Here is a 16557-nt window from a genome sequence, read left to right on the forward strand (position 1 = left end):
TGTCTAGAACTTGCACCATGAGGGTAATTTACCCAGTGGCGCCCACTCCCAGTTTACAGCAGGACCTTTTCCATCCCAAAATTCAAAATAGATTCACTCGTTTTAAAATCAATTCTCATAATTGCTCTTTAAGGTGTAAAAGAGTACAGCGCAACCAAATAGGAAAAGTAATCCATGAGAGAGTATAAAGAACGCTTTAATGAATCGACAGCTAAGAGAGCAGATCAATTCATTTTTATTGATCAGAAAAAGCCGCCAGGAGACGCTGGCATGATTTTCACCGTTTCAAGCAATTTCGAGAAAATAAGCCTTAATGCAGATATTGCGCTTGACGCCGCAACCGAACGTCGACTCTTCTCAAAAACTGGCTGGTAGCATGTATCTTTCCGAATTGAAACTTTGGAATTTCAGGAAATATGGTATCAATGGTGAGTCAATTGAGAGTTCGCTACCTGGAGTAACTGTCCAGTTCCATGAAGGAATGAATGTCCTCATCGGCGAGAATGATTCTGGTAAAACAGCAATTATTGATGCAATCCGGTATACTTTAGGGACGCAGAGCGGAGAGTGGATCCGCTTGGATGAATCTGACTTTCACACAGAAGACGGAAAGAGGACACAGGAATTAAGAATCGAGTGTACCTTCCGTGGATTTACAGATCAGGAAGCAGGGAGATTCCTGGAATGGCTTGGAAATGAGGATGCCGAAGGCTCGAAGCGTTATGTTCTTAAAGTTCGTTATGCTGCACGGATTAAGGGAAACCGAATTGTCACCGATTTGCGAGCAGGCCAAGATCAAATCGGAATTCCTATAGATGGCGATGCACGAGCGCTTTTGCGCATTACTTATCTTAAGCCTCTGCGCGATGCCGATGCAGAGTTAACTCCGGGGAGGCGCTCACGATTTGCCCAAATTCTTAAGGCCCATACTCTCTTCCAAAAAGACGGCCCTAACAGGCACAAGCTGGAGGCCATTTTTGACGATGCGAACAAAGCCATCGTGGATTACTTCAAACATAAAGGTGATGGTTCTGATGCCAGCGAAATGATGAAGATGCTGAATACCTATGTCGAAGCCTTTTTCCCGCAAAATGAGCCCCACTCGCCTTCTGTCACTATTTCCGGAGGTGACTTATTTGATATCCTCAAACGCCTCTCTCTGTCACTAGATATAAACCCATCCGGACTTGGGGCAGCAAACCTCCTGTTTATGGCAACAGAGTTGTTGCTATTACAATCTGAAGAGAATGTCGGCCTGAAACTTGCTCTGATTGAAGAATTAGAAGCCCATTTACATCCGCAGGCCCAGCTTCGTCTGATCCATTACCTCAAAGAAAAATCTACAACGGGTCAATACATCCTTACCACCCACAGCACCACTATGGGATCAAGCATTCCGCTTGAAAACCTGATCCTTTGCAAGGAGAGTAAAGCATTCCCTATGGGAAGTAATTACACAACACTTGAGAGAAAAAATTACGATTTTCTCCAACGGTTCTTGGATGCAACCAAGGCAAACCTCTTTTTCGCCCGGGGTGTGTTGCTCGTGGAAGGTGATGCCGAGAATCTTCTGATCCCCACTATAGCAAAAATTATTGATCGACCTTTGCACCGCTACGGGGTTTCAATTGTCAATGTAGGTAGTACAGCATTCTCACATTTTGTGGAAATCTTCCGTCGTCAGGATGGCGAACCAATGGGAGTCAAGGTTGCCCTCATAACCGATATGGATGTGAAACCTCTTGAATACAGTGAAATAGCCGAGAAAAAGCAGACAAAAGAAGAGATAGATGCGGCAAAAATTAACCGAAAACGTAACCTTTTGCGATTTGCAAACGATGAGATCAAAGTATTCGTCTCACCAAACTGGACTTTAGAATATGAAATTGTTCTATCACCGCAGTTTCGAACTGATTTCTATCGATCAGTGTTATGGGCAGAAAAAGTAGCGAACTCACAGAGTGGCGTTCCCCAAGAGGGCAAGGCTAACAAAGTCGATGAAACGGTTCAATCTAACCTTAAAGGATGGCTAGATACCTGGGATGGTGATCCTCGAAAGAGTGAAAAAATTGCTTTTGAGATCTACAAAAAGCAAATGCTTGGCAAAGAAATATCAAAGGCCATAACCGCCCAAGTATTCGCACAGTTTCTAGAAGATAAAATTGCAGTCGAAGGATTAAAATCACTAAAGTCTGATCTCCAGGCTGCCAGTTCCCTTCAGTATCTTCTCGATGCCATCTATCATGTTACCGAGCCGCAGGAGATCCTCGAATGATCGTTAAGATAACTGAAGATGACATCGCCTATGCTGAGAAACTACTGCTTCCGGCGGGGCAATCCTTTGATGACGAACGCAGGGCATTCATTCGTTGTATGGAGTCGCGTGATGTGATTGCCTGTCCAGGAAGTGGTAAAACAACTGCGTTGCTCGGAAAACTTTTGATATTGGCGAGAAGAATGTCATTTGAGGGCGGTCAGGGAATCTGTGTCCTAACGCACACTAATGTAGCAATTGATGAAATTACACGACGAGCGGGCCCTGCTACTGACTCGCTATTCCGATATCCAAACTTTTTCGGGACGATTCAAGGCTTCGTTAATCAGTTCCTAGCGATACCAGGTTACAGGTCTGAATTTGAAAAGTCAATTGTCGCAATTGATAACGATCGCTTTTTTTCGGAATTAAAGAGACTTTATTCAAGGGACTTCCGTCTTCAGAAATGGATGGAACCCAGAGGCGGAATAAGCACTCTGGGTAATTACTGGCTTCACCCTGAGACTTTGAAAGTTGGGAAAAATCTAGATGCACCAATAAGTAATCTACGTGAGGATACGCCTACATATCAAAGAATAAACAATATCCGAATGGATGTGTTAGAAAGAGGTTTTCTCAGCTTTAATGATGCATATTCTATTGCGTTAAGATATCTAAATTCCATTCCAGAAATTTGTCAGGCATTTCAAGATCGCTTTTGCATGTTTTTCCTTGACGAATCTCAGGACACAAATGAGCATCAGTTCCAAGTATTAGATGCCGTTTTTCAACCAGAAAAGATCATGGTTCAGCGCATAGGTGACCCCAATCAGGCTATTTTCAATTCAGATAAAGGGAACAGTATTGTCTGGCAACCAAAATCTCCACTTCACTTTTCAGATTCCCAACGCTATGGCAATACTATTTCAAGATTACTAAGTTCTGTCCGAGTTCAGGATAATATTACTCTAAAGGCCTGTCAATCAAGAAACACTCACGCTCCCCAGATAATCACTTTTTCACCCGGTGAGGAGCAGCAAGTCCTCCGCGTCTTTGCAGAACTGATCCATAAATATGCAATACCTGAAGATCCGTATTATGCAATCGGATGGATAGGGAAGGATAACACCGCTGAAGGGAAATTATGTATTCCAATGTACTTTCCCCAATTTAAAAGATTCCAGAAATCTTCCAGCAGGCAATTTTCTAATATGATTTCTTATACCGCTTACGCAATCCATATAGTGAATTTTGAGTGCGTAAAGTGCTTTTTTGAAATCATTCTACAAGGGATCGCTCACGCTCTCGATGATACCGGGATTAAAGTAGAGGGATCCGGCCGTTCTTATACTCCGCATGCTGTTGAGAGATATTGGAAGCATCAGGATGAAAAGAGTTATACTAAGTTTCGTTCTCAAATTGCCGATAGTTACCTTAGGGCTCTCAATTCACATCTAAACGCTATTGAGCTTAGGGATTCGGTAAATGCAATCATTATGCCCATTTGGTCGATAGACGGAGACGAAGAAGAGACTTTTCTTTTCAGTGACACCATCGATTTCACAACCCAACCCGATACAAAAGAACCAATCAACCGGTTTATTTCAGATAATGGGACTGTCATTAATGTCGGGACAGTTCACTCTGTTAAAGGCGAAACGCATGCCGCAACGCTATACCTAGAGACAGATTATTATGGGGAAACAGATGCAAAGCGGTTGATTAACTTCCTAAAGGGTAAACGGCCCTCGAGTGAACTAAAAAAGGAACGTCACATACAGAACCTAAAAATTGCTCACGTTGCCTTTAGTCGCCCAAAACACCTGCTAGCCTTTGGATGCCAAGTATCAAACACTATTGGACATGAAAAAGAATTGAAGAATAATGGGTGGGAGATTCATTCTGTATCAGAGCTGATTAAGGAAAAAGAGGTGCTGGAATGACCTTCACCGAAGCGAGCACCGTCGAGCAGATGATCCTCGACACCGTCACCCGGCAGCGGCGGAGCGAGCGGCCGGTCGTCCGGGAAAACCCTCCCGGCTGGGGCGGGTCTCTCGGCGGCGATCTCCACCCGGCCCGCTGGAAATACGTACCTCCCACGGAAATTCCTCGGCAGTGGGGCGACGTGATGGTGGAGTCGTGGCTGCGCGAGGCTCTTATCAACCTGAACCCCGAGATTGCTGCCGAGCCCGACCGGGTGGACGAGGTCATCTACAACCTCCGCGCCATCCTCCTCGCCGTACAGGCCGACGGCCTCGTCCGGGCAAACGAAAACTTCATGGCCTGGCTCCGGGGCGAGAAGACCATGCCCTTCGGGAAGAACGGGGAGCACGTCCCCGTGCGGCTCGTCGACGCCGCAAATCCGGCTAATAATCACCTTGTCGTCACCAACCAGTGGACCTACCAGGCCGGCTCGGTTGAGAAGCGGTTCGACGTGGTCTTTGTCATCAACGGACTCCCGCTGGTCATCGGCGAGGCAAAAACGCCCACCCGGAGCGCCGTGACCTGGTTCGACGGTGCCTTCCAGATCAACGAGATCTACGAAAAGCAGGTGCCGGCCATGTTCGTGCCGAACATCTTCTCCTTCGCCACCGAGGGCAAGGCCTACCGGTACGGCTCCATCAGAATGCCGATCGATCTCTGGGGGCCGTGGCGGACGGAGGAGAATGAGCCGGAAGGAATGCTTGTCGATGTGCGCCGGGCTGTCGAGAGCATGCTCCGGCCGGAGATGGTGCTCGACCTCCTGCAGTACTACACGCTCTTTGCTACCGATAAGAAGCACCGCCGGATCAAGATCATCGCCCGGTATCAGCAGTTCTTCACCGCCAACCAGATCGTGGATCGCGTGGTGAAAGGCTATCCAAAGAAAGGACTCATCTGGCACTTTCAGGGCAGCGGTAAATCGCTCCTCATGGTCTTCGCAGCGCAGAAACTCCGCCTGCACCCGAAACTCGGCAACCCTACGGTGATGATCGTCGTTGACCGCATCGACCTCGACACCCAGATCACCGCCACCTTCAGCGCTGCCGATATACCGAATATGGTGGGCGTCGCCACACGGCAGGAGTTGCAGACCCTCCTCGCCCAGGACGTTCGTAAAGTGCTCATCACCACCGTACACAAGTTCGCCGAGGCCGACGGAAGGCTGAACGAACGCTCGAACATCATCGTGATGGTGGACGAGGCGCACCGTACCCAGGAGGGAGACCTCGGCCGGAAGATGCGCGAGGCGCTGCCGAACGCATTCCTCTTCGGCCTCACCGGGACGCCCATCAACCGTGCCGACCGGAATACCTTCTGGGCCTTCGGCGCCGACGAAGACGAGATGGGCTACATGAGCCGTTACTCGTTCCAGGAGTCCATCCGCGACCGGGCAACCCTGCCTCTCCACTTCGAGGCTCCAGAGGTACGGCTGAAGGTCGACAAGGCGGCTATCGACGAAGCGTACCGGGAGGTCGCCGGCTCCTTGAACGAACAGGATCGCGACGACCTCGCCAAACGGGCAGCCAAGATGGCCGTGCTGGTGAAGAACCCCGAGCGTGTCCGCGCCGTGGTGAACCACATCGTCAGGCACTACCAGACCAAAGTGGAGCCGAACAGCTTTAAGGCCCAGGTAGTTACCTTCGACCGCGAGTGTTGCGTGCTCTACAAGCAGGTGATGGACGAGTTAATCGATCCGGAAGCCAGCGCTATCGTGATGATCAGCCAGTCCGGCGACCCGCTCGAGTGGAAAGTCCATGCCCGGGATAAAGACGCCGAGGAGAAACTGCTCGACCGCTTCCGTGATCCGGCAGATCCGTTGAAGTTCCTCATCGTGACCAGTAAACTGCTGACCGGTTTTGATGCACCCATCCTGCAGGCGATGTATCTCGATAAGCCGATGAGAGACCACAATCTCCTGCAGGCCATCTGCCGGACGAACCGCACATTCGGCCAAAAAAAGACTCACGGGCTCATCGTGGATTACATCGGCATCTTCGACGACGTGGCACAGGCGCTCGACTTCGATGAAAAGGTTGTGCAGCAGGTCATCACCAACATTGATGAATTGCGGAAAGCCCTGCCTATCCAGGTTCAGAAATGCCTCGCATTCTTCCCGGGAGTGGACCGAACCGTGAGCACCTTCGAAGGGCTCATGGCCGCGCAGCAATGCCTGCCGAACAACGATATCCGCGACAGGTTCGCGGCGGAGTATTCAGTACTGAGCACAATCTGGGAGGCACTCTCGCCCGATCCCGTGCTCGGCCCGTACGAGAAAGACTTCAGGTGGCTCACGCAGGTCTATGAATCCGTGAAACCGCCAAGCGGCCACGGCAAATTGCTGTGGCATGCCCTCGGCGCGAAGACTGTCGAGCTGATCAACCAGAACGTCCATGTGGAGTCGGTGCGGGATGACGTCGAGACGCTGGTGCTGGATGCGCAGGTGCTCCACGAGATCCTCAATGATACCAACCCGGGGAAGAAGGCCCGCGAGATCGAGATCAAACTCGTTGCCCGTCTCCGCAAGCATGCAAACAATCCGGCATTCATCGAACTGGGCGAGCGATTGGAGAGGATCAAGGAACGCCACGAGCAGGGCTTCATCACCAGCCTGGAGTTCCTGAAAGCGATTCTTGAAGTGGCCAGGGACGTGGTCGAGGCCGAGCGAAAGGTCGACCCGGAAGAAGAACGCGACCAGGCCAAGGAAGCGCTCACCGAACTCTTCAACGAGGCAAAAAGCAATGGAACGCATATCATCGTCGAGCGCATCGTCACCGATATCGACGAGATCGTGCGGAAGGTACGTTTCCCGGACTGGCAGCACACTTCACAGGGCGAGCGGCTTGTTCAGAAGGAGCTCCGGCGTACTCTTCTCAAGTACAAACTTCACACCGACCAGGAGCTCTTCGATCGGGCTTACGCCTACATTCGGGAGTATTACTAACTCCTCGAGCATAATCGAAATCCTCATAGGCTGTCAGCGCAATTCGGTAATTAAATGAAGAGAGAGGCTTCGGACGCTAGCAAAAAAAGTTTTCGTGATATTCAGGGAGAGGTGTCCAGCTATATTGATGAAATTGGTTCCGAGAAACAGTCTGTGGAACAGGAATTAATATGTCTTTATGCAAATGTCGAAAACTCTTTTGAAAATGCCCAAAATCAAATAGAACAAATTAATAACTGTCTGTCTAGTGATGAGATTGAGCTAGAGGAATTGATTAGGTCACGTTTAGGAATTGCAACATCTTCTGTTGCAAATGCTATTGAATCTCTTAGTAATATGAATCATCAAATCAAATATCGATACAATCAACTCATTCTTCCAGTTTTGCTCTTAATAGGATGTGTATTCACAATTTCGCTTTTTGGAAATATCGTTGATACATTGCCCCTTTTGGGAATCAGCATAATAGGGTTCTCTCTCCTTCATTTAATAATCTCAATAGTCATAGGTTATTCTCTTTTTTTGATGTGGAAATCATATCAGTCCGTTGAGAATTCTTTAGACGATTCATTTGAATCATTGAGTAAGAACAAATTATTAATCACGCAGCAGAATTGGAAAGTTAATAGAAGACAAGTCCAGACGCAAAAATTTACAAACACGAAACCATTTTTCACACAGGCAAGTAGAGTGATGGATACCCTGATTGTTAACGTTGGGAAATCATTACCCCTCATCTCACAAGCGTTCGATGAATTGACTCTTTTGACGAGATATCGCACTTTAGTTGAGAACTTCAGGATTGCACTCAATTATTACGGATTATGTAGAAATCCCGATTTTTTCAATACATTAAAGCAATTTGCACCGGCAGATGTTCAAATAATCGATGATGAAGGTATTTGGGAAAGATCGATAGTTGATGAGATAATCATCCAATTGAGGAGCGAGGGAGTCAAAGCCTCTCAAAATTTGATATTGCTGCTGTTTTACGAACACAATGGACAGGATACGAAAAAAATATTCAGGGAAATTCTCAATTCCCACAACGACCTCCATGCGCTTTCACAAATATTGATTAATAACAGAAGAATTGTCGACCCACCTCCATATTACCAATATCAACCAGACGACGTTGTCAGGATATTGGCGTCTATTGATACATTTGATCTGACCGAAATCAACAGAATAGTTTCCAATAAAATCAGGCAGATGGATTATATTAATAGTTACATTGGTTTTCTTGTAAGCAATGGAATAAATCTACAATTCAAGCCTACTCTTCGATATATAATTGATGAGCAAAAGGTTCAAACTGATAACTTTGCAATTCAAGTTATTGATTTAGCATACAAAATAGGCACGGATGCATTAAGCGAGATTTACTCGTTACCTGAGGAATATTGCCACGGCTTTGCAAATGCATCCATTTCGTTAAAATTTAATAATGAGTTGTCGATGAGGAGGCCTGCATGCCAAAGATCGGCTGACGATATGACAACATCGATTATTCGGGCATATTATGAAAAATCAAATGACTTCAATAGGGCTGAACCGGTTCTGCTCATAGAATTGATACAAGATCTTGAGTTGATTGAATTAGAATATTCAAAACGGAACTCTGATGACTTTAAATTCCTCAAATCTGAACTTAATGAAGGCAAATGGTTCGATAGTAGCGGATCGTATTTAAAAAAGTTCATTGAGACATCTGCCGAGGAGATTAAAGAAAAAATTTCTAAAATTGAAAAATTCTCAATATTGCAGGATTTATTGAGAGATAATTTCCAAAACGCCGACATCGATTCAATCGAAAAAGCTATTGATGCTCAAATCTTTGGGGCATATATAATCATGTTTGATTCAAGATGCGGAAATTTGAGAGAGTTGGTAGATTCTCTATCCATTAGAGATTTAGAATCACAAGACCCTGATAAAAAGTGGGGGTATAAGTCTCACGATCAAATCAAACAAATTGAAAGAAAATATGGTGTAACTCCAAAGTATGATTTTATCAATTTCTCCCGAAGCACTCGTATTGGCGTGTTAGAAGAGAATGAAAGTTTTTCTGATTTTGAAAAAAACATCTTAAGCGATTTGAAACTATTACTCCGTATATCACATCCCAATTTGGATAGCGAGAAGTTTGATATAGGATTAGTCATTCACAGAATCACTCTATCGAAATATTGTCTTGGTTTATTAGACGACAATGACATCTCAGATATTGTGACAATAAAAAATCTTGATTTTGCAAATTACATCTCAAAACTTGCTTCTGATCATGTACCCCCAGAAAAACAGGCAAGCGTATTGAGATTTGAAGAGAAAGTCGATCTATTCCAAACAATTAATTACAAATCGATTTATGAGATAATTAGGTCTGAAAACGACGACTTAAAAACAAAAGAAAAGAAAATTCTGACTAGAGACGACTTAAAAGAAGATATTTTAGATGCATTAGAGAGCAATCTAGGGGTAAATGAGTTTAGAGCATTGGCCTTTGACTTAAACAAAAGAATTTCAAAGGAACAAGTATCCAAAGTTGTTGAGAATGTGCTATATGATCGGTATATCCAGGAACCTGGCTTGATACGAAATGCCCGGATTCGTGCAAAAATTCAGTCTGAGAGATTTGCTGATTCTTTTGAAAAGTTATCTTTACTCTATGAGTTACAAAAACGTTGAAAAGCCATAACTGAAAAGACCTACCGAACATCCGTCCAAGCAAGAAGCGTGTTTCGTTGACTGCGCTCCAGAGCATCTTTCGCTTCGCCGACCGCCTCCACTTTGATGTTGATCCGGATCGTGTTATCCGTTGAGATCTCCTCAGTGAGGAGGTGGTTTATCGGGAAGAACTCCCGGATCTCCGACCGGATTTTATGGCCGGAGCAGATCAACTGGACGTTGTTCCGTTCGAGGATCGACCAGATCGGCTCCCAGAGGTAGTATGCGCCGGTAGACCCGAACGGGTTGTCGACTATCAGCACCTTTGCAGTTTTCTCGTAGATTCCGCTGACGACAATGTGCCTGATGAAAGACATGAGAATGACGAAGAAGATGATGTATATCGCGTTCTCCTGTCCCTCAGATGCCTTAATCATGTCCCATGCCTGGAAGTCCCGGGAGCCGCGGTCTATCTTGCGTATCTTTACGCGGACTCTTCCCATATCCATGACCCGGCTCACCAGCTGCTTTGGCCGTAAGTGATCGACGAGGTCGTCCTGCCCTATCTTCCCGCTCTCGATGCTCCGGCTGAGGTCCTGAATATACCGGCGCATCTCGACCTCTGCCTCGGCTTCCGGATAGGTGCACTGGGCGAAATTGATTCGCACCATATCGTAATCTTTACCATCGAGATCTATCTTCGACATCCCGGGGAAGTCCTTGAGATATTGCTGGTAAAGCATCGCCACCCCGAGCGCCTGTTTTACGACCTTCTCTTCAATCCCTTTGAACACTTCTATCTGCTTTCCGATCATCTCGACCTTCGAGCGTATGCTAGCGGAATATTTCTCCAGGTCGCTATGGGCGGACTCTGCCTCACCGAGAGTCTCGGCAGTCCTGAACTTCAGTTTGAGCGTATCTTTAAAGGCGGGTGCTACAGCAATTCCCGTGATATTATGGACGCAGGCCTCTTTTGCAGAGGTGACCTGTACTTTCCCGTTCCGGACACTCTTCTCCCCGCTCCCCAGCTCCTCTCTGAGAGCACGGTGTCCCCTGAGGTCCCCGGCAGGGAGTACATCGCGGTTCGCAAAACCATGAGCACCGTCCAGGACCCGGTATTCGGTCAGGTTGTCCTGCAGTTCGACAAGTTCCTGCTCCTTCTCCCGCCCGGCAACCTTCAGTTTTTCGATACCATAGCCGACCGTTGCAACCTCCCTTTCCTTTGCGGCCAGTTCCTCCTCTATCTGCGATGCATCGACGAGCAGAGGGTCAGGAACGTATGCATTGGGAGCATGGAGATGATAATCGTCGATCATCTTCGTAAACTCAAGGTGGAGGCGATAGCACTCCTCATACACCTTCGTAAACCGACCTTCGGCACCCTTCAGTTCTTCTTGGAGGTCGTGGATACCACTCTCGAGCTGCTCTATATACCCGTCCGAGTACGGCTGTTTCGGGTCGGCAGACCCAATCTCTTCCAGGGATATGCCCATGAGCCGTATATCCTCTTTGTACCCGGCAACGTCTACCCGGTTTCTTCGTATCCCATCTTCGAGTTCCTCCAGACCGCCCGCTGTTTCATCGAGCGCTCCCTTTGCAGCCCGGTACTCCGAGCGTACCCACTCGATGTCCCGACCACTGAGAGGTTCGACGCGTACTTCCGCGTAGGTCTCGTACTCTTCAAGCTCCCGTTTCAGTCCGACCAGATGTTTGCTCAGCTGCATGACGGACTCACTCTTTGCAGACTCCTTAAGATTGAGCCCGGATAACACTGCATCCATCTTTCGCAGTGCATCAACCAGCTCCCTCTCCCTCTGAAGTTCACTCGTCAGATCTTTGCCAACCGTCTCCTTCTGCTTCGTGACATCCAGCCATTCTTTCAGCAAGTCGAGTTTCTTCGCGAACACCTCACGTTGCCGCTGTTTTTCAGTCAGGTCATCCTGCTTTTCAGCAAGGGTTGTTTTATCTTCTCTAATCGCTGCTGCGACTGCCTTGAGCTGTTGCAGGTACTCTTCCCTCAGACGGGCGTGGTCCGCCAGTTCTTCTCCCTTTGCAAACTCGTTGGGATCCGGATAGCGGTGGATGAACTGCTGTACGAGACCAAGGTCCTCCGCTATAGCCGTAACCGACTCTTCACGCTGGGTGATCTCCGCATCGACTGTCGCGCTCTCCGTTTTTAAGCGCTCAATAACCCTGTTCCGGGTGAGGACATCGATGGCGTGATCGGCGTTGCGATGGGGGATGAATACATCCCCAAGCGACAAAACCCTGCTCTCCCGCAGAGAATTGAAACTGACCAGGATGACTGGAGAGTCCTGGACCTCGACGGGGAGGGCGTACGGGTTGCGGACGACCTCTTTGAAGTGCTGGTCGAGGAGGAGTACCGCCTTCGGCAGCCAGGGTGCAACCTCCAGGACATCTGCCGCCTTCACCTCGGGAAGACCCTTGAGGTACTCGGCACCGCTCATGACAGAAGGATACCGGCCTTTCAGGGCGTCGAGAGCCCGCACGAAACCATCGCTCAGGGGAAAGCCGTACTTCTGGACGGTTTCCAGCTCCTGATGCAGCGCCTTCAGTTTCAACTTGAGGACTGTCAGCGCATCTCTCCCGAGATTGGTCTCCGCCTGAAGGTAATCACGACAGGAGTGGACGCCATCTTTCCCGCAAGCTCTGACGACCTCCAGCACACTCCTCTTCTCCTCCTCAAAGAGTGCGATCTCATGCCGGATGCGGTCGATCATCTGCTCCTCACCCTGGATCTTTACCTTCAGGACATCCTCATCCTTCATCTTCACTGAGAGTGCGTCCTTGAGCGCATCGATCGCAGCAAAGAGGAGAGTACACGCCTGCTCCACCTCGTCGATATGTGCTGCAGTCGCATCGAGATGGTCCTCCAGAAGGAGGCTGCCGGAAACCTGGGGAAAACTCTTATCCCGATCAGACAACTCTTTTTCCCGCCGTCCCAGGTCTGAGACGGTTTTGCGGCACTCGGCGGCCCGCTTTTGAGCATCGCCGATTTGATACTGTATCTTCCCGCGGCTCTCCCGGTGCTCCCCGATCTCCGATCGAAGCCGACCAACTTCGCCCTCTTCCTCCTGCCTGCGTCCCTCTGTCCGGGCAACTTCGGAGGTAAAATAAGAGAAAAGCGTCTTCCCGAGAGGGTTGAGTTTGTTGAAGATCTCCTCGTAGGCGAGCTTTGTATTCTCCATCCTCGCCTCCATCTCCCGGATATCAGCCTCAAGGCCCTTGATCCTAAGGAACTTGTTCACCGCACGGCTAAAGGCAAGTGTGTGCTTCCGGTTGAGGCTCTCCCTTTCGAGGCCGTCTCTCTCCGTCTTCGCCTCTTCCCACCTGTTCCGGCTGAGGTTTACCCGCACATTGAACTTCTTCAGCCGCATCCTCTCGCGATCGCAGCACAGGGCTGTGTGGCGTGCCTCTTCAGTCCTGATTGCCTCAAAGACTTCACCGATCTCCTCACCCTTTCGAAATACCGCTGCTTCGTATCCCTTATACTGCGACGCAGCCCGGTCTCGTGCCTCTTCATACACCTGGTACGCTCTGACCAGGCGATCGTTTGCACCGCTCAATGCACCGATCTCCGATAGCAATTTTTCATAGTCCCGGAGGTGGTTTTGTTCCTCCTGTAATTGCTTGAGTGCTTCCTGAGACTGATACAGCGCATCGGCGAGTGATTCGATGCTGGACGCCTCCGTCTCTCCGCCATAATTGAGCCGTTGCCTATCCCGCAGGCAGACATCGATAGTATCGATCAACAGGCCTTCGATGAGTGCTCTTGAGGATTTGTAACTCCCGAAGTAGGTCTTGAGGTGGTTTTCACGCTTGTTGATATCCTTGATCAAGCCCCACTCGGACTCCAGAAGGTAATAGGCCTTAAGCCACTCCAGGTACTCCCATTTCTTCTCCGTGATCCGGATCGCGTACTCCGATGCTTTTTCCCGGAGCATGGCGTGCGTCTTGGCATAGTCCTGGACATCGAATTCGTCGCTCTCCCACGAACACAGGGGCATGCGGTGGATATCGTAATCGTTCCCCTTGCTATAAAGGTGGATGTAATTGAAATACTTGATATCGCTGCGCGGGGCATCTTCATCCGTGCTTGACCGCTTCTTCGCGCAGAAACCGGTCAGCAGGTATTTTTCACCCGCAACGCTATCATCCAGCTCCCACTCTGCAAGAACATGCGTCGTCCGGTTCTCGTCGCCTCCCGAAAACATATCTCGAAACGGCCTCTTCTGTTCGAGGGCGGTGTTCGGGAGGACACACTGTAAAAGCAGCATCAGAAGAACAGACTTACCCCCGCCGTTCACCAGTTCATACGTCGCGTTGAAACCGTTAAACGGCATCCGGAAGTCCTCGTATATGCCTTTCCCCTCGTTAAACTGGGCGTTAACAACCCTGACGTGCCGCAGTTTAGGCATCTTCACAAGCCTCCTGACGCGAAAGCGAATCGATGAAATCGGAGATCTCCGACTGGACGTCGCTCCGGTTGTAGGCCACCGCGATGATCGCTTTGCAGCGGTCGGTGAGGTAGATCGCGTTGTCGTGCTCCTCAACCAGCCCCTGTTTCCGCATAAACTTGACCGTTTCGTTGACCAGGGTCATCTTCGAACCTACTCCTCGCTGCTTTATCTCATCGGAATCATCTTTGAACTCGGTCTTAGGAAGGCTGGTCCAGAGATCGTAAATGATCTTGAAATTGAAATGATACTGCTCGCTGATGCTCTCGAGGTCCTCGAGGCCTGCCATCGCCTTCACCTTGGTCTCGACGGATTCGAGAAGACGGTCTTTGGGGAGTTTCAGGCGGAACGTCTCGTATACCGCCTCCCGATGAAACTCCGTCACGAGGACATGCATGATAAAAAACGCAGTGTACATCTCAGGGTTATTGAACCCCTTGCCGAGCTCATTCTTGATCTCGGTGTTCGAGAGGCCTAAGACCCGGTTGTTGACACCCGGACTTAGATATAATGCATCTTTATACTCGCAGACAAGCAACCCCAGCTTTTCAGTAAAGAGGTCAAGCGCATCTCTGACTTCAGCATCCTGATCGTACCGGATGAACTCCTTGGGATGCTCACTCCTCACCACCGAACCCGTCTCGAGCATGCAGGAGAGTAGATCCATGGCAATCTCAAGATTCTCACGTTTATATTCCATATTTTCCCTCACCCAAAAACCTGATCTGCGAGATATACGCGTTGCCGGTCATCCCGATGGGGATCCGATCGGTCGGCTCGGCACGCACCCGGATGACCCGGTACGGAAAGTGCACCGCATCAGATGCAGCAATAAGAGCCTCCTCAACTGGTTCGCGCCTGACCGGCGACTCACGGTGGTCCGAGAGGTCAAAGACTGTCTCATACGGGTCCCGGATCTCAGCAGCCTCCGGCTTGCCCGCATGCAAGATCACCTCAGCTCCGCTATTCAGTTCGATGAGAAACGGAATGAGATCGACATTTTCTAGCCCTTCCTCCCCCAGTCTGCGGCCTATCTCCTCAAGGTACGCAGTAAGGTCAAGGTCTCCGCTCTCGGCCAGGGACGTTAAGAGAATATCCGCGTACACCCTGAAGTTGCCTGCCTGACGCTCTTTAACGACCTCGTCGATCAATTTTCGGTCGGTCCATTCATTTTTCGTGCGAGTTCCGGCGGTATCGTCTTTCTTACCCGTGACTGCCTGAGGCTCGAAGATCCTGAGCAGGCTGAACGATCTCTTCAGTGTGGGGAGCAGCAATGGGCGCATCTCCACGATATGTGCATCGTTCGGGAGATTGGCACGGACACGGTTCTCCAGCGCCTCCTGGAACTGGTACCGCTTCTCAAATAATGAATTAACTCTGATGCGACAGATCCGTTCGTACTCCCGGGGAAAGTCGGTATAGTCCTTCAAAAGGCCGTTGTGGAGGTCATACCCGTGCTCGAGTTCCACCATGATCTGTTTTATCACAATGAAGTCTTCCTCTTTTCCAAGATATTCGGGATTTGCGGCAATCTTCTCCCGGCTTTTTCTCAGACCGGCGAGGCTGCTCCGCACCTGGGCAAAGAGTTCATGCTCCTGTTTGAGCTGGGAGAGCACCTCATGGGTATACTTCTCAAAGTCCTCGATCACATCGGGACTACCATACAGCAGTCTATCCAGAAGGTCCTCTTTTTTCCGTTTTTTCTGCTGGACTTTCAGGTTGAGGTCGCGTATCGTTTCCAGGGCGTTTCGAAAAGAACCACTCTCGATCTGTTTCTTAAAGAGGATCAGGCTGACCGATACTCTGGACTCTTCAGGGAGTTCCTTTATACTAATCATGAAATCGAGGCCTTCATTGGTAATACGGTAAGCCCGTTCCCTCCTGTCGTACTCGACCAGGTTAATGTAATAGTCTACTTGGTTTTTCCGCACCGGGTCAGGATACTGAAAATGATAGAGCATCCCCTGATTGTCGGTCTCAAGCAACTCAAGGACCGCCCGGGAAACAGCCCGGCAGTCAAACTCTCTGCCGGGGTACATTGCACCCATCGTCTTCTCAACGTGCTCTTCAATCTCATCGACCGGTACCGCCCGTCCTAAAAGCCGTCCTTTCTCTATGAGCAGGGTCAACATGTCCAGCGCCAGATAAGGCACGTTGTAATCCATCTTTTGGATATTCGGAGAGTTAAATATCTTGAAAAACGGATAGAAGCATTTCAAGTTGTCCATACGCTT

Annotated in this window: 7 protein-coding genes; 4 read left to right on the forward strand and 3 right to left on the reverse strand. The window is 49.1% G+C overall.

The window, feature by feature from the left end; all coding sequences use genetic code 11:
• Positions 1–313 precede the first annotated feature (313 nt).
• The 4 genes from BP846_RS04805 to BP846_RS04820 are packed head-to-tail and all read left to right on the forward strand — an operon-like array spanning position 314 to position 9866.
• Positions 314–2275: an ATP-dependent nuclease gene (locus tag BP846_RS04805; protein WP_292392984.1), complete on the forward strand. Its 1962-nt coding sequence runs from the start codon at positions 314–316 to the stop codon at positions 2273–2275.
• The gene (locus BP846_RS04810; RefSeq protein WP_292392986.1) at positions 2272–4197 is read left to right on the forward strand and encodes a UvrD-helicase domain-containing protein; all 1926 of its coding nucleotides are present in this window, start codon (positions 2272–2274) and stop codon (positions 4195–4197) included. Before BP846_RS04805 ends, BP846_RS04810 begins: the two co-directional genes overlap by 4 nt.
• Positions 4194–7178, forward strand: a complete 2985-nt coding sequence (locus tag BP846_RS04815; RefSeq protein WP_292392988.1) for a type I restriction endonuclease subunit R — start codon at positions 4194–4196, stop codon at positions 7176–7178. Before BP846_RS04810 ends, BP846_RS04815 begins: the two co-directional genes overlap by 4 nt.
• Before the next feature lie 54 nt (positions 7179–7232).
• Complete coding sequence (locus tag BP846_RS04820; RefSeq protein ID WP_292392990.1) at positions 7233–9866, forward strand: hypothetical protein; 2634 nt, start codon at positions 7233–7235, stop codon at positions 9864–9866.
• A 20-nt stretch (positions 9867–9886) separates the two neighbouring features.
• Here BP846_RS04820 and BP846_RS04825 read toward each other — a convergent pair whose 3' ends face one another.
• Genes BP846_RS04825 through BP846_RS04835 form a run of 3 tightly spaced genes read right to left on the reverse strand, consistent with a single transcriptional unit; the run spans position 9887 to position 16551 of the window.
• Entirely contained in the window at positions 9887–14290 is a 4404-nt protein-coding gene (locus BP846_RS04825; protein ID WP_292392992.1) for a hypothetical protein, read from the reverse strand.
• Positions 14277–15035 carry a DUF6063 family protein gene (locus BP846_RS04830; protein ID WP_292392994.1) on the reverse strand — a complete coding sequence of 253 codons (759 nt, stop codon included), beginning with the start codon at positions 15033–15035 and terminating at the stop codon, positions 14277–14279. The genes BP846_RS04825 and BP846_RS04830 overlap by 14 nt, the downstream gene beginning before the upstream one ends.
• Positions 15013–16551, reverse strand: a complete 1539-nt coding sequence (locus BP846_RS04835) for a hypothetical protein (protein ID WP_292392996.1) — start codon at positions 16549–16551, stop codon at positions 15013–15015. The genes BP846_RS04830 and BP846_RS04835 overlap by 23 nt, the downstream gene beginning before the upstream one ends.
• Positions 16552–16557 lie beyond the last annotated feature (6 nt).

It is taken from the genome of Methanoculleus sp. UBA303, from assembly GCA_002501655.1.
In the GTDB taxonomy this organism is placed as follows: domain Archaea; phylum Halobacteriota; class Methanomicrobia; order Methanomicrobiales; family Methanoculleaceae; genus Methanoculleus.

Excerpts from the sequence above, each read along its gene's own strand:
- BP846_RS04805 (WP_292392984.1), top strand. The coding sequence starts at position 314 with ATGCAGATATTGCGCTTGACGCCGCAACCGAACGTCGACTCTTCTCAA.
- BP846_RS04810 (WP_292392986.1), top strand. The coding sequence starts at position 2,272 with ATGATCGTTAAGATAACTGAAGATGACATCGCCTATGCTGAGAAACTA.
- BP846_RS04815 (WP_292392988.1), top strand. The coding sequence starts at position 4,194 with ATGACCTTCACCGAAGCGAGCACCGTCGAGCAGATGATCCTCGACACC.
- BP846_RS04820 (WP_292392990.1), top strand. The coding sequence starts at position 7,233 with ATGAAGAGAGAGGCTTCGGACGCTAGCAAAAAAAGTTTTCGTGATATT.
- BP846_RS04835 (WP_292392996.1), bottom strand. The coding sequence starts at position 16,551 with ATGGACAACTTGAAATGCTTCTATCCGTTTTTCAAGATATTTAACTCT.